We start from the raw sequence: 25,201 nt of genomic DNA on the forward strand, positions 1-25,201 counted from the left end.
GTTACACTCAACCCCAATTTTTTATGCAACCGGATGGATACTTCAATGACCCGACATTTCGACTATCTCGCCATTGGCGGCGGCAGTGGCGGCATCGCCTCAATTAACCGTGCGGCTATGTATGGCCAGAAATGTGCCCTGATTGAAGCGAAAGAGCTGGGCGGCACCTGCGTGAACGTGGGCTGCGTGCCGAAGAAAATCATGTGGCATGCCGCGCAAATCGCCGAAGCGATCCATCTCTACGGACCGGATTATGGCTTCGACACCACCGTGAATCGCTTCGACTGGGCCACACTGGTGAAAAACCGCAGCGCCTACATCGATCGCATCCACAACTCCTATGACAACGTGCTGGGTAAAAACAAAGTCGAAGTGATCAAAGGCTTTGCCCGCTTTGTCGATGCGCACAGCGTTGAAGTCAACGGCGAGATTATCACGGCTAACCATATTCTGATCGCCACCGGCGGTCGTCCGGTCCACCCTTCTATACCGGGTGCAGAGTACGGCATTGATTCCGACGGTTTCTTTGAGCTGGACGCGCTGCCAAAACGTACGGCGGTCATCGGCGCAGGCTACATTGCGGTTGAGCTGGCTGGCGTGGTTAACGCGCTGGGATCGGAAACGCATCTGTTCGTCCGTAAACACGCGCCGCTGCGCAGCTTCGATCCGCTACTCACCGAAACGCTGGTCGAAGTGATGAACAGCGAAGGCCCGGCGCTGCACACCGAATCTATTCCAAAAGCTGTGATTAAAAACGGCGATGGTAGCCTGACGCTGCAGCTGGAAAACGGCAGCGAATATACCGTGGATTGCCTGGTCTGGGCGATTGGCCGTGAGCCCGCCAACGATGCCCTGAATATTGACGCCGCTGGCGTCGCGCTGGACGACAAAGGCTATATCAAAGTCGATAAATTCCAGAACACCAATGTGTCAGGCATCTACGCCGTGGGCGACAACACCGGTGCGGTTGAGCTGACGCCGGTTGCGGTCGCGGCGGGCCGTCGTCTCTCTGAGCGTCTGTTTAACAACAAACCGGACGAGCATCTGGATTACAGCAATATTCCGACGGTGGTGTTCAGTCATCCGCCGATTGGTACCGTGGGACTGACCGAGCCCCAGGCACGGGAACAGTATGGCGACGACCAGGTGAAGGTTTATAAATCGTCATTTACCGCCATGTACACTGCGGTAACCCAGCATCGTCAGCCGTGTCGCATGAAGCTGGTCTGTGTGGGTGCAGATGAGAAGATTGTCGGCATTCACGGTATCGGATTCGGCATGGATGAGATGCTGCAGGGCTTCGCCGTGGCACTGAAAATGGGTGCCACCAAGAAAGACTTCGATAACACTGTCGCGATCCACCCAACCGCAGCGGAAGAGTTTGTGACGATGCGTTAATTCCCCGAACAAAATACTATTGGGAAAAACTGGTCATCAGGGCCAGTTTTTTCCTGCAACTGCGCTCAACGAAAATTAATGCGCCCGCTGACGCGAAATGTAAAACCTGCGTTTCTCTTCATATTTTCAACACCCAGCAAGAGCCAGGCTGATTAACAGCGAAAAAACCGAACCGACAGTAATTAAATCCATTTATATATGAAATTATTTAATGACTACCGATTATATTCACAGGCCCGGCGTCCATTTCCACAGGATTATCGTTAGTGAATTTATCGCTGTGCTTAATGAATGCCTGAAGTGATACGACTGCTAAATAACCTCTCCACGCTGTCGCTTTTGAGGAGATAGCCTTTCTTCGAAACTCTCAGGATCACATCATCACTTAAACCCAGAAAAAAGAGCTTCGACTTTAAATTAGACATAACCTGCCAGACCCGCTGCGTAGAAGAACTCAGTCCATGTTTATCCCAGACGTTCTCCATCAGTTCCGAATCCGTGACAACATCAATAGTGGCATTTTCAAAAAGATACTCTAATACGTGCGCCATGGTTTTTCTCAGGATGATATCTTCACCATACCCATTCAAACAAATTAGTCGCTTTGTCTTGTGTAAATAAACCACGTTCCCTTCAATAAGATAGCCAATAAAATTTACTTCATTACCCGGTAGCATGAGGTTCTCCAGAACAATGATGAAAACAAGATAATAACTTTTATTCAGGTATTTAAAAAACATCCCTTCATTATTTGTACATTACTTTTTAATCAGCCCTGGCCACGCCTTTCCATTGTTCCTGGTCTGTAATAGCGATGCCTCGATGATCGTCATGCATATAACGCTTTGTTGTGTGTTAAAATCCTGACTATCCACCTCGCCACATCGTTAATAAAAGTAATAATAAATAAGTCTGTTCTGGCGGAGAAGCAGACTGACCTTAATACTCATCCGACAGAATGCAACAAGATGTTGTTGCTTATCATCGCCGACAAGAAAAACTTAAATATTTCTTAGTTAAATCAGAAACCACCGATAAACTGACCAGGATGGATTGCTGTCTGATTTGCCTCATCTTATGCGTAGCCGTTATGAAATCATCTAACGTTAACGAAGACAATAAAGTGGGATTTTTATTTTAGTTCAAAACTTACGGTTTTTATTACGACCATCTGTAGCAGAATCAGCCAAAATAAAGCTTAAAAGAAGAATCGCTTTGGATTGAAAGACGATTGCGTCATCCGAACACGCCCGCTTCAACGCTTTCATTAGTTTTTTTATAATCCATAAGATCTGATATTTCTGGCCAATTTTTGATCTGTATCAACTGGCAATATATCGGTGGAAAAAGCAAAGTAATGGCGGAAAAACAGAAGCAAAAGATATGAGACAGGAATGTTCTTTGCCCGGGAATCAATCAGATCCGTATGTTTATTAAGATAATTATTGAAGCGTCCTTATTTAGCTATTTTGTACCGTACTAACGGCAGGAGATTGTCATCTTATTGTATACAGAGTCAGAAATAAGCGTGAGTGCCCCTTAGCTCCGTATAACCTCGTTAACGTGATAAATAAGAATGAGTTATTAATGCGCCCTGACCTGTCAGCATAGTCCGCTGATATCAATATTGAGGGGCTGGGTCTGGCTCTGGATTGGGAGATTTAAGATGACAGAGGACGCAGCATTAACCGGGACCGGGACAAAAGGCCACCTTCGATCTGGTGACCTTGCGCCAGGCAGGGGGAGAACGGATCCCCCGGTGCAGTCGTGCACCGCGCCAGTGCAACTCAGCTCACGCGATCCAGCCAGCGAACATAAGCCTGATCCCATAGCGCCGCTGGCGTGCCCGCCTTGCCAAGACCAAAGCCATGCCCGCCTTTGCTGATCTGAATCAGCTCAACCGGCACACGGTTGCGGCGGCAGGTGTCGCGCATCAGCTCGGTGTTAAACGGATTTGAGGTGTGATCGTCCTCGGCCTGCGCCAGAAACGTCGGCGGATATTGCCGGGTTACGTAGTTCTGCACTGACCAGTTCGCCTCATCCTGCGGCGTGGCATTTTTGCCGACCATCATCAGATGGGTATTGGTGTGCTGATAAGGCGCTTCCAGGGTGATGACCGGATAGATCAGACCCACGCTGTCGACTTTGGGCACCACTTCATCCAGCGGATCGATGGCCGGATAGGATTCAAAGTCCGGACGCGCCGCCGCCAGCCCCAGCAGATGCCCACCTGCCGAGAAGCCCAGCACATGCACCTTGCGCTCAAAGGATCGCACCAGCCGGATGGCACGCTGCGCATCCTGCAGCGGTGCCAGCCGCCCCGCCTGCCACTTCTCATGCGGCAGCCGGTAGCTGAGCACATAGGCGGTATAGCCATTGGCATTGAGCCAGCGCGCGACCGGCCAGGCTTCGCGTCCCATGCCGATCCAGCGATAACCGCCACCCGCTGCAATTAATACCGCTTCGCCATTGGGATTTTCCGGTTTAAAGCGCTGAATCGCCGGGCTGACGATATTTGACCAGGAACCGGTGCTGTTAATATGCAACTGGCCCGATGGGCCGCCGCCGCCGGGCGGATCGTCCGGCCAGAGGGGAATAATGTCATCGCGGGCAAATATTTTGCCAGTGGTAATGGAGAGCCCGAGCGCTCCCGTGCCGAGAATAAAGCGTCGACGCGTAATCATAATGCCTGTTATGTGATACCAGAAGAGTGAGCAAACCGTTGCGGCAGGCTGCAGTAGAATCAACAGATGCAAGTCGGGTGCCATGGCTGGCGATTATGTACGCAATGGCCCCTGAAAAGCCATAAAAAAACGCGCCCGGCAGGCGTAATGCTAGTCAGTTAAGTGACAGGTGATAACGCAGTCTGGTGCCGGGCTGCTCTGAAACTTCAGTGTGTATTGTTAAAAAGGGCACGAGAGTGGAGGCCTGAGCGCCTCTGCTGCTGAAAGGGCTATCCGCAGCGCTGAGGCGTGACGGTGGGCCAGAAGTCCACGCCGGGAAGCGTGGACAGTTCGGGGCCGGCCAGGGAGGGCCGATCCCCGAACGGTTCGTCGGCACGACGTCAAAGCCGAAGGTACCGCGTGAGCGGCGCGAGGACGGCCCGGCAGCAGCAGAGGTGCGCAGGCCCGCACTTGCGGCTCGCTCGCACATAAAAAAAGCTGCCACGTTTGACTGTGACAGCCTTTACAAATTTAATCTTAACTGATCAGTATTAGCCCGGCAGGCGCGTTTTTATTTAATCCGATGCGGTTAATCTTCCTGCTGGAACTGCGCCATCACGGCCTGCTCACACTGCTGTTCGTTAACGCGCAGTTTGGCACGCTCATCATCTCCCAGCTGCAGCCAGGCACTGGCCACTTCACGCGCGGACTCTTCATCAAATTCAGGCTGATTCATCGCCGACGGCGACTGACTGCGCGCCACGGTCGATTTCATCTGTTCGACATACTGATCCGCGCTGGCGACCTTTTTCTCGCCGCTGACAATGTGACACAGCTGACTGGCATAAACATTCTGCTCAGTGTCAGCCTCGTCCGCCGCCAGCGCGCTGCCGGTGGCGAGGATGCTCAGCAGCACTATCTGAGTTACTTTCATTCTTAACTCCTGTTAGTTCGGGTTAAACCTTACGCTGAAGGGCTTCAAGGCGTTTCTGACGCCAGTTCAGCAGCGGCGACACGGTGGTGCCGTGGACCACCACGCTGCAGACCACCAGCGTTAACGCCATATTGGTCATAATTTCCATCTGCGGGCCTTCCATACCGTGCGTCCAGGCATAGGCGATGTAGTTCAGACTGCCAATCCCGCGGATGCCCAGCCAGCCAATCAGCAGACGCTGCCCCAGCGGCAGTCCGGCGCGCAGCGTCACCAGCCAGACGGCCAGTGGCCGCACCACCACAAACAGCACCAGGCCAATCAGCACGCCGTAGATGTTCCAGTGCTGCGCCAGTGTGACGCCCAGCACCACCATCATGCCAGCCGCCAGTAAACGTTCAATAGTATCGCCAAAAGAGAGGGCGTCGCCTACCACAAACCCTATCGACTTCACCATATTGTTGTCGCCCTGATGCGCCAGGCGTTTATTAGGGTTCACCAGTGCTTCAGAGGGCAGCACGCGCTCGTCGTCAGAGAGATCGTCCGGCTGATGGCGACGGAATACGCCCATCTCAGCACGGCGTAATCCCAGCCCGGCGGCGAAGGCAGCCAGGAAGCCGGAGGCACCCAGCCACTCCACCAGTGAATAACTCAGCGCAATCAGCGCCAGCGCCAGGAAATCGTTGGGCGCCACATCGCCATTGGCATTGCGCAGTCGGGTCGCCAGCAGGCCAATCAACTGCCCCAGCACGAAACCGATGATCAGACCGCCGCCAATTGCCCAGAGCACCTCGACCGCACCCCAGTGCCCCAGCATCGCCACGCTCAGGCTTTCGCCATTAAACAGCAGCAGCGCCAGCATCAGCAACGGCAGCGCGGAACCATCATTCATGCCCGCTTCGCTGGAGATCGCCACGCGCAGCGAGTCATCATCCTGCGCATCGTTGACCGAGATTAAGCTCGCCAGCACCGGATCGGTCGGCGCAACAATGGCACCAAACGCCAGCGCAATCGGCCAGTCTAATCCCACCAGGAAGTGCGACAGCAGGGTCATCGCGGCCACGGTCAGCAGCATGGCGGGAAAAGCCAGTTTCAGCCCGGTGTGCCAGCAGTTATTTTGCAGCGGCTGACGCAGCTTGAGGCCGGTGATGAACAGCGAGGCAGCCATGGTGATTTCAGTGATGTGCGCCACGGCTTCGGAATGGGTAACAATATCGATGTGGATAACATCAAATCCCCACGGGCCGCACAGCATGCCCGCGATAAGGAACAGACCAAATGAGGTGACTGGCCCCCGGTGAATCCAACCGGAAGCCAGCGACATCAGCAGCAGAAGGCCGCCCGTCGCTGCTGTCCAGGCTAAAAAGTTCATAACACTCCAGATTATTTCGGGTTTATGAATAAGCCTGGCACATTTTTTGACGGGCGAGGTGTCAGTTTTTCAGGTGTCGACTGGCGAAGCGGACCGCCAGCGCGGCTGCACCGGCTAAGGTCGAGAGCGCAACCACGCCATTCCAGCCCCAGTGTGCCAGCGCCAGACTTCCCAGCGCCGCACCGGTGGCCATACCGATAAACACCACGGTAAACAGCAGCGCATTCAGGCGGCTGCGTGCTTCCGGCGCCAGGCCATAGACCAGCGTCTGATGCGCCACCAGGGTGGCCTGCACCCCTAAATCGAAGCCGATGGTGCAGAGGACAATCAGCGCCAGCTGGGCTGGCATTGGCAGCAGCGGCAGCAGAAACATCAGCGCAAAGGAGATTGTCACCAGCGCGGCGCCAGCCTGCGTGACCCTTGCCGGACCGATGCGGTCAGCAAAACTGCCCGCCAGCGGTGCCGCCATGGCACCCGCCGCACCGGCTAAACCAAATGCCCCGGCCACGGCACTGTCCAGATGAAAGTGGTCGCTGAGCATTAACGCCAGCGTCGACCAGAAGGCGCTAAAACCCACTGACAACAGCCCCTGAGCCAGTGCGGCACGACGCAGCGTCTGATGGTGACGCCACAGGTGAACCAGCGACAGCAACAGGCGCGGATAGCTCACCGAGGTGCCTGGCGCGAAACGCGGCAGTACCCGCCACAGCGTCAGCGTTATCAGCAGCACCGCCAGCGCAGCAATCATATACATGGTGCGCCAGCCGAAATACTCTGCCACCACCCCGCTGACCACCCGCGACAGCAGGATGCCCACCAGCAGCCCGGTCATCACCGTGCCGACTGTTTTACCCCGACTGCGTTCCGGCGCCAGCGCCGCCGAAGCGGGCACAATATCCTGCGCCACGGTGGCGGTCAGGCCGGTGATAAAACTGGCAATCAGCAGCGCGCTGAGTCCACCGGAAAAACCACACAGCAGCAGCGCCGCCACCAGCATTAAGCCTTTGATAAAGATAATGGTGCGCCGGTCATGACGATCGCCCAGCGGAGCCAGCAGCAGGATGCCCAGCGCATAGCCGGCCTGGGTCAGCATCGGCACCATGCCGACCGCGCCGATGCCAGCGTTAAACTGCTTGCTGATGATATCCAGCATCGGCTGGCTGTAGTAGATCGACGCGACGCTGAGTCCGGCACCGGCGGCCAGGGTAAACACCAGCGGCGCAGAGAGCGGTTCATTTTGAGTCTGGGTCTGTATGGCTGACATGCTGTAATCCTCATCATTTCGTCCTGCCATTAAAGCGCATTGCGGTTATACGCGGTAGACTGACATCAGGCAAAACCGTTATGCGTGGTGCGTATGAACAATCCTAACAGCAGCGATCGCATCGATCTGATGCAGACTTTTATCCGTATTGTGGAGAGCGGCAGCTTATCCGCCGCCGCCGCGCAGCTCGGCACGACACAACCCACCGTCAGCCGCCGACTGCAGAGCCTGGAGCAGCGGCTGGGCCTCAAGCTTATCCTGCGCACCACCCATGCACTGAAGCTTACCGATGATGGCGAGCGCTGCTACGCCCAGGCGCGGCAGCTGCTGGCGACCTGGCATGCGCTGGAAGATGAGCTGACCGGGGCCAGCGATGACCCGGTCGGTACGCTGCGGGTTCGCGCCCCACACGCCTTTGGTCAGGATCAGCTGATCGCCCCGCTGGTGGACTATCTGCACCGCTACCCCCGGCTCAATATTGAGTGGATGCTGAATGACCGCACGCCCGACTTTATGGCGGAGAATGTGGACTGTGCCATTCAGGTCGGCGCGCCAACCGATCCTTCGGTGGTGGCGATACTGCTGGCAGAAGTGCCGCGTATTGTGGTGGCCGCCCCGCACCTGCTGGCGCAGCAGCCGCCGATAGAGCGGGTTGAACAGCTGCGCGATCTGCCGTGGCTGGCACTGACCAGTTTTTACCGTAACGAAGTGGCGTTGCAGAAGATTGACGACGGCCAGCCGGTAAACCTGGCGATTACGCCCCGGCTGAGCAGCGACAGTTTATATGCGGTGCGTAAAGCGGCACTGGCGGGGATGGGAGCCGCGATCGTCTCGTCCTGGGCGGTGCAGGAAGATCTGGCGGATGGCGGCCTGGTTCAGCTGATGCCCGCGTGGCAGGCACCGCCGCTGCCGGTGTGGCTGACTTATCCCTGGGCGAGTTACTACCCGGCCAGGCTGCAACACTTTTTTGCCATGATCAAAGAGGTGATGCCGCAGCTGGCGGGCACGCGTCCGGCCTCACAGCCAGCGGGTCGTTCAGGGGGAACAGAGCGGAAAGGGTAAAGCAGGCGCCCGCCTCAGCGGGCCGCCAGAGAGGTTACTTCGGTTTTTTATCGCTGCGCGACATCTGATCCAGCCAGCCCATCACAAAGGCGGAGAGCACAAAGGTCAGGTGGATAATCACGTACCACATCAGCTTGTCGTTTTCGACGTTGCGCGCTTCCATAAACACCCGCAGCAGGTGAATTGAGGAGATGGCGACAATGGAGGCGGCGACTTTGTTTTTCAGCGAGCCGGAGTCCATCTTGCCCAGCCAGCTCAGCTTCTCTTTATCTTCGTCGATATCGAGCTTAGAGATGAAATTCTCATAACCCGACAGCATCACCATCACCAGCAGGCCGCCAACCAGCGTCATATCCACCAGCGACAGCAGCAGCAGGATCAGATCGTTTTCCGCAATGCTGAAAATGTTGGGCAGCAGGTGGAAAATTTCCTGGAAAAATTTAATGGTCAGCGCCAGCAATCCCAGCGAAAGTCCAATGTAAACCGGGGCCAGCAACCAGCGCGATGCATACATCAGGTTTTCGGTAAAACGTTCCATACAATCCCACGAATAATCAAACAGGTCCGGGAGTATAACCGATCAACTGTGAAGTTATTTCAGCCCTTCGTCAGAAATTTCAGGGACCGGCGGCAGCGGCAGCGAGAGACGAAATGCCGCGCCCCCTTCGGCCCTGTTCTCTGCCCAGATCTGTCCGCCGTGGCTCTCGATAATGGTTTTACAGATTGCCAGACCCAGCCCGACGCCCGGCACCGCCGACTCTTTGTCGCCCCGCCAGAATTTATCGAATATCCGGCTTAAATCGTCTTCGGCAATGCCCGGTCCGCTATCCCAGACCGAGATCTCCAGCCGTGACGCCGCACGCCAGGCGCGAATGCCGCGTGGTGCGCTGTTACCGGCATACTTCAGGCTGTTCTCAATCAGGTTGGTGAAGACCCGCTCCAGCAGCGTGCTGTCGCCTTTGATCAGCACGATGTCGTCCGGCAGATCGAGCCGGACCTCATGCCCTTTCAGTGATGGTGCCATGCTGCTCAGCGCCCCGCCGACCACCTCTTCCAGCGCCAGCCACTCCTCACGCAGATTGAGGCCGCCCGACTGAATGCGCGCCATATCCAGCATGTTGCTCACCAACCGGATGGTGCTCAGCGTCTGCTCGCGGATCTGACTGGCCTGCGGCACATATTTTGAGTTGTCGCTGGCCAGGTCAAGCATCAGCATTTCCGCCTGACCAAACAGCACGGTCAGTGGGGTGCGCAGGTCGTGGGACAGCGCCGACAGCAGCGCATTGCGCAGCTGTTCACGCTCCGCCGAGAGCCGGGACGCCGCCTCGCTATGCGACAGCGCCATCCGTTCCAGTGCGTTAGCAATCAGCACCGTAAAGGTTTCCACCAGCCGCTGCTGCTCGGGGATCATCAGCTGACGCAGGTTCTGCGGCTCCACCACCAGCAAACCCCGGCAGTGCGCGCCACTTTTCAGCGGCAGGATCTGATAAGGCACCGCCGGTAAGGTATCAGTGCCCGCACCCGCAGGCTGGCCTTTGCTGTAACTCCATTTAGCAATCGCGCGATCCGGCTCGCTGGCTGGTAACGCATCGCCCACCGGTTGCAGTTCGCCCTGCTCATCCGGCAGCAGCAGCAGGCAGCGCGCCTGTAACGTGGCATCCAGCACCCGCTGGCTGGTGGCGGCGATATCCTGCGGCGTTAACGCACTGCCCAGCGATTTCGCCATCTCATAGAGCTGGCGCGCCCGCTGCTCGCGGTAGCGCGCCACCCGCGCCTGATAACGCACGCCTGCCGTGAGATTGCCGACGATTACGCCTACCGCCAGCATCACGCCAAAGGTGACCAGATATTGCAGATCGGAGACCGCCACCGTGCCGGTGGGGGCAACAAAGAAGAGGTCAAAGGCGACGATATTCATCACCGTGGCGATCACCGACGGCCAGCGACCATAGCGCAGCGCCACGATCACCACCGCCAGCAGATAGATCATTACGCAGTTGGCGGGATCGAAACCGATCAGTACCGACTGTCCGGCGGCGGTTACAAGGATACAGAGCACCAGCGCCATCATTACGCCGCGCAGCTGAATACGCCATTTTTCGCTGGTGACGCGGCCATCCGGCAGCGGATGCGGCGCATCCTTCAGCGGCTCATCCAGCGCCACCACCAGCAGATCGAGATCCGGCCCCAGCTGGCCGAGCCGTTCGGCAAAGCTGTCACGCCGCCAGCGCCGCAGCGGGCGACGACCGGTGACAATTTTGCCCAGATTGTGCGCGCGGGCGTAACCCAGTACCGCTTCGGCTTCATCGGGTTCAGAGAGGGTCGCGGTTTCCGCGCCCAGCTCCTGCGCCAGTTGTAACGTACGCAGAATCGCCCGTCGCCGCGCTTCCGGCAGCCGGTGCAGCCGGGGCGTTTCGACATAGACCGCGTGCCATTCACTGCCAAGCCGCGCCGCCAGTCGGGCGGCGGTGCGCACCAGCTTTTCACTGCCGCTGTCGTCGCCAATGCAGAGCAGAATGGCGTCGCGGGTGTGCCAGACGCGCTCCCGTCCCTGCTGATCGCGCCAGGCGCGCATCTGATCATCCACCCGATCGGCGGTACGACGCAGGGCCAGCTCACGCAGGGCGAACAGGTTACCTTTGCGGAAAAAGTTTTCGATGGCGCGTTCCGCGCGGTCGCCAATATAGACTTTGCCCTCTTTCAGCCGCTGCCGCAGATCGTCGGGCGGCAGATCGACCAGCACCACTTCGTCGGCGCTGTCGAAAAAGGGATCGGGCACGGTTTCGCGCACCTGAATGCCGGTGACGCCGCCTACCACATCGTTGAGGCTCTCAAGATGCTGTACGTTGACGGTGGTCAGTACATCGATGCCCGCTTCCAGCAGCTCCTCAATATCCTGCCAGCGCTTGGGATGGCGCGAGCCCTGCACGTTGGTGTGCGCCAGCTCATCCATCAGGATCACCGCCGGATGGCGAGCCAGCGCGGCATCAAGATCAAACTCCGCATGACGCGAGCGGCCGGTTGCGCGACGCGGCAGCAGAGTTAACCCTGTCAGCAGCTGTGCGGTTTCCGGCCGGTCATGGGTCTCTACCACGCCGATTAAGACATCCAGACCCTGCGCGCGCAGCCGCTGTGCCTCCTGCAGCATGGCATAGGTTTTACCCACGCCCGCACAGGCACCAAAGTAAATTTTCAGCTGCCCGCGATGACTTTCGCGGTTAGCCTGCAGCAGCGCGTCGGGATCGGGACGCTGGGGTTCGTGGTTCATCGCTTCCTTAGAGCCTATGCCAGTAGGCGTAATTGTTGCAGACAGTCTGGACACGGACAGCGCGGAACAACCGGAGCGTACACGTAGTACGTGAGGATTGTGAGCACTGCCCAGGTTCAGACTGACAAATAAAATAGCCTAATGGGATAGGCTCTTAACACCATTACAGTTCGTTGAGCGCCATATTCAGCTGCAACACGTTGAGGGTCGGTGTGCCAAGGAATGGCAGCAGCGGACGATGCGTCATCTTATCTATCAGCGCCTCGACCTGCGGCAACGGCAACTGGCGGCTGGCGGCGATACGCGGTGCCTGCCAAAGGGCGGCCTGTGGCGAAATATCCGGGTCCAGCCCGCTGGCTGACGCGGTGACCAGTTCAACCGGGACGGCGGCAGGTGCCTGCGGATTCGCGGCCCGCAGCGCAGCGACGCGATCGGCTACCGCTTTGTCCAGCGCCGGGTTGCTGGCGGCCAGATTGCTGCCCCCTGAGGCCAGCGGATTATAAGGTTTATCGCCACTGGCTGAAGGGCGGCCCCAGAAATAGTTGGGCTGGGTAAAGTTCTGGCCAATCAGCGCCGATCCGCGCGCCACGCCATCCTCCTCCAGCAGCGAGCCGCTGGACTGGGACGGAAACAGCCACTGCGCCAGACCGGTGGTGAGCAAAGGATAAACCACGCCGGTAACAAGCGTAAGCAGCAACAACAGTAAAATTGCCGGACGTAACTGACTCATTTTTCTCTCCTCAGGCCATGCCTGAAAACACTAACAGCAGATCGATCGCTTTGATGCCGACAAACGGCACCAGCAGGCCACCCAGACCGTAAATCAGCAGGTTGCGGCGCAGCAGCGCAGCAGCGCTCAGTGGGCGGTAGCTGACGCCTTTCAGGGCCAGCGGGATCAGGAAGACAATCACCAGAGCGTTAAAGATCACCGCCGACAGAATCGCACTGGCTGGCGAGTGCAGGTGCATCACGTTAAGCATGTTGAGCTGCGGATAGGTCGCCGCAAACGCCGCCGGAATGATGGCGAAGTATTTCGCCACGTCGTTGGCGATACTGAAGGTGGTCAGCGAACCGCGCGTCATCAGCATCTGTTTACCGATATGCACCACTTCCAGCAGCTTGGTCGGGTTCGAGTCGAGATCGACCATGTTGCCCGCCTCTTTCGCCGCCTGGGTACCGGAGTTCATCGCCACCGCCACATCCGCCTGCGCCAGTGCTGGCGCATCGTTGGTGCCGTCGCCGGTCATCGCCACTAAACGCCCTTCCGCCTGATACTGGCGGATCAGCGCCAGCTTGGCTTCCGGCGTGGCCTCTGACAGGAAGTCATCCACGCCCGCTTCCGCGGCAATCGCTGCGGCCGTCAGCGGGTTATCGCCGGTGATCATCACCGTTTTGATACCCATTTTGCGCAGTTCGGCAAAGCGCTCTTTGATGCCACCTTTGACGATATCTTTCAGCGCCACCACGCCCAGCACGTTCGCGCCCTCTGACACCACCAGCGGCGTGCCGCCACTGCGTGCCACCTCTTCCACCTGCGCATTGACCTCGGCCGGGAAACGGCCATGGTTCGCTTCGATGTGGCGTCGTACCGCATCGACCGCGCCTTTGCGGATCAGTCGATCCTGCACGTTTACGCCGCTCATGCGGGTCTGCGCAGAGAACGGAATAAAGCTGGCACCCATGCTGCTGAGATCGCGCTCACGCAGATTAAATCGCTGTTTTGCCAGCACCACGATGCTGCGCCCTTCCGGCGTCTCATCGGCCAGCGAGGCGAGCTGAGCGGCGTCGGCCAGTTGCTCTTCGCTGACGCCCGGCGCGGGCAGGAACTGGGTCGCCTGACGGTTACCCAGCGTGATGGTGCCGGTTTTGTCCAGCATCAGCACATCCACATCGCCCGCGGCTTCCACCGCACGTCCGCTGGTCGCAATGACGTTAGCACCCAGCATCCGGCTCATCCCCGCCACGCCAATCGCCGACAGTAAGCCGCCGATGGTGGTCGGGATCAGACAGACCAGCAGCGCCACCAGCACCGTGATGCTGACCGGCGTTCCGCCCCATGCCGAGAACGGCCAGAGTGTCACGGTCGCCAGCAGGAACACGATGGTCAGTGACACCAGCAGGATGGTCAGGGCGATCTCATTCGGGGTTTTGCGGCGTTTCGCACCTTCCACCATGGCGATCATCCGGTCAAGGAAGGTTTCGCCCGGGTTGGCGCTACAGGTGATCACCAGCCAGTCAGAGAGAATGCGGGTCCCGCCGGTGACGGAGGCGAAGTCACCGCCCGACTCGCGGATCACCGGTGCGGACTCACCGGTAATAGCGCTCTCATCCACAGAGGCACCGCCCTCCATCACTTCACCGTCGCAGGGGATGATGTCGCCCGCTTCCACCAGCACGGCATCGCCTTTGCGCAGCTCATCGGCACTGACCTGCTGCCACTCGGCGCCATAGCGCGCCGCTGAGAGTTTTTTGGCAAAGCTGGTCTTTTTCACCCCTTTCAGGCTGCTGGCCTGGGCCTTACTGCGCCCTTCTGCCAGCGCCTCCGCCAGGTTGGCAAACAGCACGGTGAACCAGAGCCAGACCGCGATCGCCCCGGTAAAGCTGGCGCTGCCGCTGATCCGGCCGGTCAGCATCGCCAGCGCCAGCAGCGAGGTCAGAATGCTGCCGAGGTAGACCACAAACATCACCGGGTTACGGAACTGCACCCGGGGATCGAGCTTTTTCACTGCATCCCAGGCCGAGGTACGCAGCAATGCTGCGTCAAATAACGCCTGTTGTTGACGACTCATGAGGATTGTCCCTGAACAAGTTGCAGATGCTCAGCCACCGGGCCCAGCGCCAGAGCAGGAATAAAGGTCAGTGCACCCACCAGCAGCACCGTGCCGATCAGCAGTCCGATAAACAGCGGACCGTGGGTTGGCAGCGTGCCGTTACCCACCGGCTGCACTTTTTTCACCGCCATTGCACCGGCAATCGCCATCACCGGAATGATGATGCCGAAGCGGCCCAGCAGCATGCAGGCAGCCAGTAGCAGGTTCCAGAACGGCGTGTTGGCACTCAGGCCGGCAAAGGCGCTGCCGTTGTTGTTGGCCGCTGAGGAGACCGCGTAGAGCACTTCGCTGAAGCCGTGAATGCCGGGATTGGCCATGGCACTGCGCCCGGCGTCGGTCATCATCGCCAGTGCGGTACCGATCAGCACCAGCGCCGGTGTGACCAGAATCGCCAGCGCGGTCATTTTCATCTCCCAGACGTCGATTTTTTTGCCCAGGAATTCCGGAGTACGACCGATCATCAGCCCGGCGATAAACACCGCCAGCAGCACAAACAGCAGCATGCCGTAGAGACCAGCACCGACGCCGCCAAACACCACTTCGCCCAGCTGCATCAGCCACATCGGCACCATGCCGCCCAGCGCGGTAAAGGAGTCGTGCATGGCATTCACCGCACCGCAGGAGGCGGCGGTGGTGATGACCGCGAACAGGCTGCTGTTAAGAATGCCAAAGCGCGTCTCTTTACCTTCCATGTTGATGGCGCTGTCAGCACCCAGCTGGAGGAAATGCGGGTTGCCCTGCAGTTCGGCCCACATGACGACCGATACCGCCGCCACAAACATCAGCGTCATCGCCCACAGCAGCATGTGGCCCTGACGACGGTCACGCACGCTTTCGCCAAACGCGAAGCAGAGCGCCGCCGGGATCAGGAAGATGCTCAGCATCTGCACCAGGTTAGTCAGCACCGTCGGGTTTTCAAACGGATGGGAGGAGTTGGCGTTAAAGAAGCCGCCACCGTTGGTGCCCAGCATTTTGATCGCTTCCTGCGACGCTACCGGTCCCATCGACAGCGTCTGCTGCACGCCTTCCAGCGTGGAGAAACTGTGATAAGGCGCGAAGTTCTGGATGCTGCCCTGGCTGACAAAGAACAGCGCCATCAGCAGGCTGATGGGCAGTAAGACATAGAGCGTGATGCGCGTCAGGTCGCGCCAGGCGTTACCCAGGGTCGCAGAGCTGCGATTAGCGAAGCCACGGATCAGCGCAAATGCCACGGCGATACCGGTCGCGGCTGAGAGGAAATTCTGCACCGTCAGGCCCACCATCTGACTGAAATAGCTCAGGGTGCTTTCGCCGCTGTAGGATTGCCAGTTGGTGTTGGTGACGAAGCTCACGGCGGTGTTCAGCGCCAGATGCCAGCTCAGGCCAGGCAGCTGCTGCGGATTCAGCGGCAGCGCGCCCTGCATCAGCAATATTGCCAGCAGCACCACGAAACCCAGCGCATTAAACAGCAGAATCGCCAGCAGGTAGTGCGGCCAGCGCATGTCCGATTGTTGTGCGCCCAGCAGTCGCCACAGCGGCGCTTCCAGGCGGGCAAACACCGGCTTGTCAGCCACTAACGACGCCAGACCCCGTCCAAGCGGCTGCGCCAGCACCATCAGCAGTAGCAGATAGAATGCGATGAGTAAAAAAGCATTGGCCGCCATCAGAAGGCCTCCGCATTTAACAGGGCATAGATCAGATAGCCCAGTAACAACACCACCAGCACAATGCCGGTTATTACGCCCACGCTCACAGGAACCTCCAGAGGATTGGATTTATGGCTTAGCTTGCGCGGAGACGTATAAAGAAGGGGTTAAAATGCAGCGGGCGGGCGTAAAAATAGTGTAAAAATGGCCAAAAATCAGGCGACTTCCAGCGCCCAGATACGATTGAGATCGACGTTACCCCACAGCGTGCTGTCCTCTGCGCCCACAATGCTGTCGGTGCAGAAGCTGTCGCCGAGGTCGAGCTCTTCCGGTTTCACTTCACGCTGGGCGTGCAGCGACCAGAAGACATGCACGCAGGGACGCATCAGCGATTTTTCGCCCGCTTTCACCACCAGCGCCACCCGGCCGGAGGCCAGACGCACCAGCGATCCCACCGGATAGATGCCGATGGTCCGTACGAAGGTGTGCAGCAAGCCAGGGTCGAAATGGCCGCGCCAGCTCAGCATCTGGTGCATCGCCTCGGCGGGTGTCCAGCCGTTGCGATAGGAGCGGGTCGAGGTCACGGCATCATAGACATCGCACACCGCCGCCATGCGGGCGTAGAGCGAAATCGCCTCGCCTTTCAGGCGGTGCGGATAGCCGCTGCCATCATATTTTTCATGATGATGCAGGGTGATATCGAGCAGATCGTCATCGGCGTCGGCTTCTATCAGCATCTGCGCACCGACCACCGGATGCTCACGCATCACCCTGAACTCCTCTTCAGTCAACTTGCCCGCTTTGTTCAGGATCGCCAGCGGCACGGCCGCTTTGCCGACATCATGCAGTAAACCGCCCATGCCCACCCGACGCAGCTCCTGCTCATCCAGTCCAAGTTTTTTACCCAGCGCAATCATCAGCCCGCAGACCGCCATGGAGTGCAGGTAGGTGTAGTCATCATGATTTTTCAGTCGCGCCACGCTCAGCATGGCAGAGGGTTCACGCGTGATCGATCCGGCGATTTCATCCACCAGATCCATCATATAATCGAGCTTCAGGCCGTTACCCAGCCGCGCTTCGTTGAACATCGCCAGCACTTTCGGTTTGCCCTGCAAAAAGATCTGCTGTGCCTGATCCAGTTCCTGGAAAAACGGGGTGCGGCCAATGGTTCTCTTCGCGACCGTGGAGGCGATCGGCGCCTGCACCGATCGATCGAGGTCGATCCAGAGCTGGCGGATCCCTTCAGTGCGAAGCATGGCGATTTGTCGGGGATCGGTGATCAGCATCTCATTATGAATGCGCTGGTCTTTTATCCACCAGACCTCCAGCTTGTGGATAAACATCCCTGGGCGCAATTCATCAATGGTAATAAGCTTTATCACGCTATCACTCTTTAATATCAGCGGGTGGTAAGGTGATATCGGCAGCCGGACAAATTTTCTTCAGGCTGTTTTGTGCGAAGGTGAGGGTCTGGTGAGTGGTCAGAGGAGAGGCGTCCTGCCTCGCCCCCGTTTCAGCAGGGGGTTAAGGCGCCGCTGTGGTTACACTACCCGGGTCAGCACCGGCTCACCACGGGCAAACGACAGCATATTCTCAAAGACCAGGTCAGCCATCGCCGCCATGGTTTCGCGGGTGCTGCTGGCGATATGCGGCGTGATCACCACATTGTCGCGCTGGCGCAGTGCGTCAGGCACCTGCGGCTCCTGTTCAAACACATCCAGCCCGGCACCGGCGATCTGCCCGGTTTCCAGCGCATCCACCAGCGATTGCTGATCCACCACGCTGCCGCGCGCAATGTTAATCAGATAGCCCTGTGGTCCCAGCGCCTGCAGCACTTCCGCATTGATAATGTGGCGCGTCGCGGCACCGCCAGGCAGGGTCAGCACCAGGAAATCGGCCTGCTGCGCCAGCGCCACCAGGCTCTCATGACGGGTGTAGGGTACATCGGGGCGTGAACGCGGGTTGTAATAGTGAATCGCCATATCAAACGCCTGCGCGCGCCTTGCTACCGCCTGACCGATATTGCCCAGCCCGACGATACCGCACACCTTGCCACCGATTTTGCTGCTCAGCGGAAAGCGGCCCTGCGTCCAGTGACCGGCGCGTGTGAAGCGATCGGCCTCGCTGATGCGGCGCGCCACATCCAGCAGCAGCGCCATCCCCAGATCGGCGACGCAATCATTGAGCACCTCCGGCGTGTTGGTCACCACAATGCCGCGCGATCGGGCGGCTTCCGTATCGATGCTGTCATAACCGACGCCGTTACTGCAGATCGCTTTCAGGTTTGGCAGCGCGGCGATCAGCGCGGCCGGTGCGCCCATCACCGCGTTGCCGCTGGTGACCAGCATGTCGATATCTGCGCCCTGCTCAGCCAGAAAGGCTGCCTCATCTTCCGCCTCCCACAGACGGAACGCGGTGAACGTCTTTTCAATGTTCTCTATCAGCTGCGGCGGCAGGAATTTCCCTCTGATCAGCACCTTACATTGCTTTAATGCCATCTTCTTTCTCCTGATTGTTATAGGATGCCGGGCGATCGCTCTCTTCACCGACGCGTTCAATCGGTCCCATCACCAGCAGGAACAGCAGCGCCGCTACCACGCAGTGTGCCGCCACAAACGCCAGCCCGATGCTGTAGCTGCCGGTCAGACCGACGATGATGCCGAACAGCAGCGGCGTGGTGAAACCGGCAATATTGCCGATGCCGTTAAAAATAGAGCCTGCCAGGCCCACCGCCTCTTTGGGTGCGGTGTCGCTGATCACCGTCCAGGTGCCTGCACCGGCCGCTATACCTTTACCGAAAAAGGCGAAGGACATAATGGCGATAATGCCGCTATTGCCCGGAATGATCGCCGCCAGCACCAGACTGGACGCCATCAGCATACCGACGATATAGGGCGTTTTACGCGCCCAGGAGACGCTCCAGCCCCGGGCGATTAACTTGTCTGACAGGTAGCCGCCGCTGATCCCGCCCAGAAAACCAAACAGCGCCGGAGCAACGGTGGCGAAGCCCGCCTCCATGATGTTCATGCCGCGCGCCTGCACCAGATAGATCGGAAACCAGGTAATAAAGAAGTAGCTGAGCGCGATGATGCAGTACTGACCGAGATAGGCGCACCAGAGCATGCGATTAGTGAGCAGCTTTCTGAACATCGCTTTACTGACCGGTGGCCGCGCTTTCAGCGTCTGCGCCGAGTCGATATCCACCAGCGCACCACCGTCGACGATGTGGCGCAGTTCACTCTCTGACACGCCAGGGTGATTGCGCGGCTCCCGCATCCAGGCAGCCCAGACAAACACCGCCAGCAGGCCGATGCCGCCCAGCACAAAGAACGGCCACTCCCAGCCAAAGCGCGACACCAGCCAGCCTGACAACGGCGAGAAAATGGCGACGGCAAAATATTGCGCCGAGCTGAACAGCGATGAAGCCCGTCCCCGCTCTGCGCCAGGGAACCACATAATCACCACGCGCGCATTGGCGGGAAAGCTGGGTGCCTCGATCAATCCCAGCATAAAGCGCAGACCAAACATCAGCATCAGCGCGCCGGTCATGCCGCTGGAGAACTCGCCAACGAATCCCATCGCCAGCGTCGAGACTGACCAGAGCGCCAGCGTGACGCCATACACTTTTTTAGCCCCGAAGCGGTCAAGAAACAGCCCGCCGGGAATCTGACCGATAACGTAGGCCCAGCTGAAGGCAGAGAGGATCAATCCCAGCTGGATCGCTGACAGGCCGAACTCCTCTTTGATCGCCGATCCGGAGATCGAGAGGATCGAACGGTCGGCATAAGCCACGACCGACAGAAAGAGGATCAGGCAGAGGATCCAGATGCGCACATGAGACGTCCGGTGAGTCGTTTGGTCTTTAAGCATGAGCTGAATTCCTTAAAAAGCGGCAGGTTGCGCCACGAGGTTTTTTTCAGGAATAACGCTGAGATTTCCCGCTTAAGGAAATATAGATAGGAGGCTAACGATGGATCATTGTGCGGATGTTGAGATCGTCAGGCCCGATTGAACGATTTTCTGACAACCACCACAAAGGCCAGTGCGATGCTGCACAAAAGCGCAAAAAGCCGCGGCTGCCTGCCGCAGAGTGTGCGCCACGTCGAGGATTTCATCGGCGCTGGCAGCTATGACGCGGCGATTTTACGGCAAAGTGTGGCGGCGCTAGCAAGAGTGAAAAGGGCCGGTTGTCAAACCCGGCGACTGTTCATAAGCTGCAAATGATAATCTTTGTCCATTTTTATAATAAATGAAAAATCTATTCCACTCAGTTAACCTCGGGAGTCTGCAATGAAAAAACGTGCATGGGCAATACTCTGTCTGCTCTCTCTTTCCACGTCGGCGCTGGCAGAGAAAATTGGCGTCTCAATGGCCTATTTCGACCAGAACTTTCTGACCATTATCCGCCAGTCGATCGAGAAAGAGGCCAAAGCGCGTCAGCTGGATGCGCAGTTCGAAGATGCACGCGGCGACGTGGGCCGTCAGACCGATCAGGTGCAGAGTTTTATCAGTTCCGGGGTGGACGCGATTATCGTCGATCCGGTCGACTCCGCCAGCACCCCTGCCCTGACCAGACTGGCGCAGCAGGCTCACATTCCGCTGGTTTACGTTAACCGCACACCGGGCGATAAAACCCTGCCGCCGGGCGTGGTGTTTGTCGGCTCTGACGAACGCGAATCGGGCACGTTGCAGATGGAAGCGCTGGCGAAGCAGGCGGGTTATCGTGGCAAAGTCGCCATTATCATCGGTAACCTCAGCGATGCGGGTGCGCTGCAGCGCACCAAAGATGTGGAGCAGGTGGTGGCAAAGTATCCCGACATGAAAGTAGTGCTGAAGCAGACCGCAAACTATTCGCGTAATGAGGGCATGGATTTAATGCTCAACTGGCTGTCGAACGGGGAAGAGATCGATATTGTCGCCGCCAACAACGACGAAATGGCGATTGGCGCAACCATGGCGATTGCCCAGGCGAAACCGAAGAAAACCATTCTGGTGGGCGGCATTGATGCCACGCCGGATGGCCTGAAAGCCCTGGCAAGCGGCAAAATGGCCGTCACCGTGTTCCAGGATGCCGTGGGTCAGGGCAAAAAATCGGTCGAGGTGGCGCAGCAGATGATCAAAGGGAAAAAAGTCGATTCCCACCAGTGGATCCCGTTTGAACTGGTGACGCAGCAGAACATGCAGCAATACAGCAATAAAAATCCGTAATGAAAAGCGGAGCGGCAGCGCTGCCGCTCCGGTTATCACTTCTCGTGCAGCAGTTTCGCCATCATCACCACATCGCGCAGCTGACCGTCGCGCAGGGCAGCCTGCCGCATCACCCCTTCACGCTCAAAGCCCAGCCGCTCATAGAGCCGCAGCGCCCGTTCGTTGTCGTGAAACACCTCCAGCTCCATACGCGTAATCCCCAGCCAGTTACGGGAATAGTCGAGCGCGGTGCGGATCAGGCGCTCACCGACGCCGCGACCGGCGTAATCGGGATGCACACCCAGCCCAAAGCTGATGCAGTGGCGGGTGCGCGGCTTGTTATCCACAAACAGCGTCAGCTCACCGGCCAGCACGCCCTCGATCTCCGCGACAAAGGCGATAAACCCCTCAGCATCCATTCTGGCGATTTTTTTCTCCCAGGTGGCAACGCTGGGAAACGGCAGCTGCAGCGTCCAGGGATAGACATCGGGATGACTGTAGAGTCGCTGATAGGCGGCGGCATCCTGCGGTTCCCGTGCCCGAATAATGATTTCCATATTTTCTCCTTTTAGCCGAACGGGGTTCATGCACTAAGCTGTAGCTCTTTACCGGACGGAAAGAGTATCGCTATGTTGTATCGCCGTTTTGAGCGTTTTATCAATATTTTTCATGACGCGCCCACCGACTCGCCCCCCTCAACGGTCTGGTCGTTTTACCTCTACTATCTGCGGCAGGTCTGGCCGAGTTTCGCGGCACTGCTGGTAGTGGGACTGGCGTCAGCCCTGATTGAAGTGTCGCTGTTCAGCTATCTGAGCCGCATTATCGATATGGTCAATCACTCCACGCCCGCCAGCCTGTTTCGGGATAACTGGCCGATACTGCTGTGGATGGGGGCGGTGGCGCTGATTCTGCGGCCGATTTTTATCGCCCTGCACGACATGCTGGTGCATCAAAGCATCAGCCCGAGCATGACCAGCATGATCCGCTGGCAGAATCACAACTACGTGCTGCGCCAGAGCCTCAATTTCTTCCAGAACGATTTCGCGGGTCGCATCGCCCAGCGCATTATGCTGACCGGCAGTTCACTGCGCGATTCCGCGGTGCAGCTGGTGGATGCCATCTGGCACGTGCTGATCTACGCGGTGACTTCACTGGTGCTGTTTGCCGGTGCCGACTGGCGGCTGATGATCCCGCTGATTCTGTGGATGGTGGCCTACAGCGCCTCGCTGCGTTTCTTTGTGCCGCGCGTTAAAGCGCGTTCGGTGGTCTCCTCAGAGTCGCGATCTAAGCTGATGGGCACCATTGTCGATGGTTATACCAACATCGCCACCATCAAGCTGTTCGCTCACAGCGATCTGGAACGGCAGTATGCGCGTGAGGCGATTCAGGAGCAGACCGAAAAAACCCAGAACGCCGGTCGCATGGTCACCAGCATGGATCTGACCCTGTCGGCGCTGAACGGCCTGCTGATTGTCTCGACCTCCGGGCTGGCGCTGTGGTTATGGAGCCAGTCGCTGATTAGCGTCGGGGCGATTGCACTGGCGACCGGTCTGGTGATCCGCCTGGTGAATATGTCCGGCTGGATCATGTGGGTGGTCAATGGCATTTTCGAAAATATTGGTACGGTACAGGATGGCCTGAAAACCATTGCGCAGCCGCTGAGCGTGCAGGATGCGCCGCAGGCGAAGCAGCTTAAGGTGACGCGCGGCAACATCCGCTTTGAGGATGTGCGCTTCGATTATGGCGGTGGCCGTCAGGTGATTAACGGCTTTAATCTTGACATCAAACCTGGTGAGAAGATTGGGCTGATTGGTCCCTCGGGCGCCGGTAAATCGACGCTGGTGAACCTGCTGCTGCGCCTCTATGACCTGAACGCAGGGCGGATTGTGATCGACGATCAGGATATCGCCGCCGTGACGCAGGAGAGCCTGCGCAGCCAGATTGGCATGATCACCCAGGACACCTCGCTGCTGCACCGCTCAATCCGTGAAAACCTGCTGTATGGTCGTCCCGACGCCAGCGAAGAGGAGCTGCAGCTTGCGATTCACCGCGCCCGCGCCGATGAGTTTATCCCGCTGCTCTCCGACTCGCTGGGCCGCACCGGGCTGGACGCGCACGTGGGCGAGCGCGGCGTGAAACTGTCGGGCGGTCAGCGTCAGCGTGTGGCGATAGCCCGCGTGCTGCTGAAGGATGCGCCGGTTCTGATCATGGATGAGGCCACCTCGGCGCTCGACTCCGAAGTGGAAGCGGCGATTCAGGAGAGCCTGGAGTCACTGATGCAGGGCAAAACCGTTATCGCCATCGCGCACCGCCTGTCGACCATCGCGAAGATGGATCGGCTGGTGGTGCTGGATAAAGGCGGCATTGCCGAGATGGGCAGCCATCACGAGCTGCTGGCGCAAAACGGCCTCTATGCCCGCTTGTGGCAGCATCAGACCGGCGGTTTTGTCGGCATCGATTAATCGCCGCGTCGATAGGGTAAGGCGTCGCGGGCTTCTTCCGCCCAGCCGCGCACGCCTTCCCGCTCCTGCACCAGAAAATCTGCCACGGCATCGCGCAGGCCGGGATGCAGCAGATAGTGCCAGGAGTGGGTAATCTGCGGCTCAAAGCCGCGCACCAGCTTATGCTCGCCCTGCGCGCCGGCATCAAACCGCGTCAGCCCCTCATCAAGGGCCAAATCCATTCCCTGATAGAAACAGGTTTCGAAGTGCAGCCGGTCAAACTCCGCCAGACAGCCCCAGTAGCGGCCATAGAGCGCGTTGCTGTCCCGCAGATAAAACGCCATGGCGGCCGGTTGCTGCTGTAAACGGGCGATCACCACCACAATATTCTGCGGCATGCGTTCCGCCAGCAGGCTGAAGAAGTCACGCGTCAGATAGGGACGCTGACCGCGCACCGCATAGGTGTTGGCGTAACAGGTATAGACAAAATCCCACTGATCTTCGCGCAGCTGGTAGCCCAGGTAGCGGTCAAACTCAAAGCCGCTCTGCATCACCTGCTCACGCTCTTTACGCAGCTGTTTGCGCTTGCGCGACATTAGCGAATCCAGGAAATCCTGAAAATCGCGGTAGCCACGGTTATGCCAGTGATACTGACAACCGAGCCGGGAGAGCCAGTCGGGCTGATCGGCCAGCAGCTGGTTAGCCTGCGCATCGGTAAAGTTGATATGTGCCCCGCTTAAGCCCTGCTGTAACAGGCTCTCAGGCAGGGCCGACAGCAGTTGCGCCGCGGCAGCGGTTTCGCCCAGCAGGCGCGCGCCGCTGACCGGGCTGAAGGGGATCGCGCCCAGCCATTTCGGGTAGTAGCGGATCCCGGCGCGCTGGCTGGCATCCGCCCAGGCGTGATCAAAGACGTACTCGCCCTGTGAATGGCGTTTGCGGTAGCCTGGCAGCGCGGCGCGGGTCACCCCCTCCTCCCGCCATAGCAGATGATCGGGCTGCCAGCCCGCCTCTAACCGCACGCTGCCGCTCTGTTCTAACGTGAGCAGAAAGGCGTGGCGCAAAAAGGGCTGGTCATCAGGCAACAGCGCATCCCACTCGGCGGCCGGGATCTCCGCCAGTGACGTCAGGTGAATCAGCGACATGAATTACTCCAGAGAAC

General features: G+C 58.4%; 20 protein-coding genes. 4 read left to right on the plus strand and 16 right to left on the minus strand.

Annotated elements, in window-relative coordinates:
* The first annotated feature begins 45 nt into the window (after nt 1-45).
* A complete protein-coding gene (gene gorA, locus LC417_RS18765) occupies nt 46-1,398 on the plus strand; it encodes a glutathione-disulfide reductase (protein WP_010253414.1) in 1,353 nt (450 codons plus the stop codon).
* 284 nt (nt 1,399-1,682) lie between these two features.
* Here the strand turns inward: gorA and LC417_RS18770 are convergent, their stop codons facing one another.
* From LC417_RS18770 to LC417_RS18790, 5 genes are all read right to left on the minus strand, one after another.
* Nucleotides 1,683-2,075, minus strand: a complete 393-nt coding sequence (locus LC417_RS18770; protein ID WP_223566220.1) for a helix-turn-helix domain-containing protein — start codon at nt 2,073-2,075, stop codon at nt 1,683-1,685.
* Between the two features lie 1,110 nt (nt 2,076-3,185).
* Entirely contained in the window at nt 3,186-4,082 is an 897-nt protein-coding gene (locus tag LC417_RS18775; RefSeq protein ID WP_223566221.1) for an alpha/beta hydrolase, read from the minus strand.
* Between the two features lie 568 nt (nt 4,083-4,650).
* On the minus strand, nt 4,651-4,995 hold the full coding sequence (locus tag LC417_RS18780; RefSeq protein ID WP_010671501.1) for a hypothetical protein: 345 nt from the start codon (nt 4,993-4,995) through the stop codon (nt 4,651-4,653).
* 22 nt (nt 4,996-5,017) lie between these two features.
* Nucleotides 5,018-6,364, minus strand: coding sequence for a sodium:proton antiporter (locus tag LC417_RS18785; RefSeq protein WP_010253425.1), 1,347 nt, complete (start codon nt 6,362-6,364; stop codon nt 5,018-5,020).
* Nucleotides 6,365-6,425: 61 nt separating this feature from the next.
* Complete coding sequence (locus LC417_RS18790) at nt 6,426-7,628, minus strand: MFS transporter (RefSeq protein ID WP_172608841.1); 1,203 nt, start codon at nt 7,626-7,628, stop codon at nt 6,426-6,428.
* Nucleotides 7,629-7,721: 93 nt separating this feature from the next.
* On the opposite strand from LC417_RS18790, the gene LC417_RS18795 reads away from it, so the two are divergent.
* Nucleotides 7,722-8,690: a LysR family transcriptional regulator gene (locus LC417_RS18795; protein WP_061902124.1), complete on the plus strand. Its 969-nt coding sequence runs from the start codon at nt 7,722-7,724 to the stop codon at nt 8,688-8,690.
* Between the two features lie 34 nt (nt 8,691-8,724).
* Here the strand turns inward: LC417_RS18795 and LC417_RS18800 are convergent, their stop codons facing one another.
* The 9 genes from LC417_RS18800 to LC417_RS18840 form a co-directional block, all read right to left on the minus strand.
* On the minus strand, nt 8,725-9,228 hold the full coding sequence (locus tag LC417_RS18800; RefSeq protein WP_010253431.1) for a TIGR00645 family protein: 504 nt from the start codon (nt 9,226-9,228) through the stop codon (nt 8,725-8,727).
* 54 nt (nt 9,229-9,282) lie between these two features.
* The gene (gene kdpD, locus LC417_RS18805) at nt 9,283-11,958 is read right to left on the minus strand and encodes a two-component system sensor histidine kinase KdpD (RefSeq protein WP_010253433.1); all 2,676 of its coding nucleotides are present in this window, start codon (nt 11,956-11,958) and stop codon (nt 9,283-9,285) included.
* A 163-nt stretch (nt 11,959-12,121) separates the two neighbouring features.
* The gene (kdpC, locus tag LC417_RS18810; RefSeq protein WP_010253435.1) at nt 12,122-12,688 is read right to left on the minus strand and encodes a potassium-transporting ATPase subunit KdpC; all 567 of its coding nucleotides are present in this window, start codon (nt 12,686-12,688) and stop codon (nt 12,122-12,124) included.
* A 10-nt stretch (nt 12,689-12,698) separates the two neighbouring features.
* A complete protein-coding gene (kdpB, locus tag LC417_RS18815) occupies nt 12,699-14,747 on the minus strand; it encodes a potassium-transporting ATPase subunit KdpB (protein ID WP_010671495.1) in 2,049 nt (682 codons plus the stop codon).
* Entirely contained in the window at nt 14,744-16,432 is a 1,689-nt protein-coding gene (gene kdpA / locus LC417_RS18820) for a potassium-transporting ATPase subunit KdpA (protein WP_010253440.1), read from the minus strand. Before kdpA ends, kdpB begins: the two co-directional genes overlap by 4 nt.
* Nucleotides 16,432-16,521: a K(+)-transporting ATPase subunit F gene (gene kdpF, locus LC417_RS18825; protein ID WP_010253443.1), complete on the minus strand. Its 90-nt coding sequence runs from the start codon at nt 16,519-16,521 to the stop codon at nt 16,432-16,434. Before kdpF ends, kdpA begins: the two co-directional genes overlap by 1 nt.
* A gap of 108 nt (nt 16,522-16,629) precedes the next feature.
* Entirely contained in the window at nt 16,630-17,796 is a 1,167-nt protein-coding gene (locus tag LC417_RS18830) for an HD-GYP domain-containing protein (protein WP_010253446.1), read from the minus strand.
* A gap of 159 nt (nt 17,797-17,955) precedes the next feature.
* Nucleotides 17,956-18,912, minus strand: coding sequence for a 2-hydroxyacid dehydrogenase (locus LC417_RS18835; protein WP_223566222.1), 957 nt, complete (start codon nt 18,910-18,912; stop codon nt 17,956-17,958).
* On the minus strand, nt 18,893-20,284 hold the full coding sequence (locus LC417_RS18840; protein WP_010253452.1) for an MFS transporter: 1,392 nt from the start codon (nt 20,282-20,284) through the stop codon (nt 18,893-18,895). Before LC417_RS18840 ends, LC417_RS18835 begins: the two co-directional genes overlap by 20 nt.
* Before the next feature lie 420 nt (nt 20,285-20,704).
* On the opposite strand from LC417_RS18840, the gene LC417_RS18845 reads away from it, so the two are divergent.
* On the plus strand, nt 20,705-21,622 hold the full coding sequence (locus LC417_RS18845; protein ID WP_223566223.1) for a sugar ABC transporter substrate-binding protein: 918 nt from the start codon (nt 20,705-20,707) through the stop codon (nt 21,620-21,622).
* A gap of 35 nt (nt 21,623-21,657) precedes the next feature.
* Here the strand turns inward: LC417_RS18845 and LC417_RS18850 are convergent, their stop codons facing one another.
* Complete coding sequence (locus tag LC417_RS18850) at nt 21,658-22,158, minus strand: GNAT family N-acetyltransferase (RefSeq protein WP_010253457.1); 501 nt, start codon at nt 22,156-22,158, stop codon at nt 21,658-21,660.
* Between the two features lie 72 nt (nt 22,159-22,230).
* On the opposite strand from LC417_RS18850, the gene LC417_RS18855 reads away from it, so the two are divergent.
* Nucleotides 22,231-24,063 carry an ABC transporter ATP-binding protein gene (locus LC417_RS18855; protein WP_033759129.1) on the plus strand — a complete coding sequence of 611 codons (1,833 nt, stop codon included), beginning with the start codon at nt 22,231-22,233 and terminating at the stop codon, nt 24,061-24,063.
* Here the strand turns inward: LC417_RS18855 and LC417_RS18860 are convergent.
* Nucleotides 24,060-25,184 carry a GNAT family N-acetyltransferase gene (locus tag LC417_RS18860; RefSeq protein WP_010253462.1) on the minus strand — a complete coding sequence of 375 codons (1,125 nt, stop codon included), beginning with the start codon at nt 25,182-25,184 and terminating at the stop codon, nt 24,060-24,062. The two genes, LC417_RS18855 and LC417_RS18860, sit on opposite strands and share 4 nt — an antisense overlap.
* Nucleotides 25,185-25,201 lie beyond the last annotated feature (17 nt).

The organism is Pantoea sp. OVA07A (genome assembly GCF_019969975.1).
Classification (GTDB): domain Bacteria; phylum Pseudomonadota; class Gammaproteobacteria; order Enterobacterales; family Enterobacteriaceae; genus Pantoea; species Pantoea agglomerans.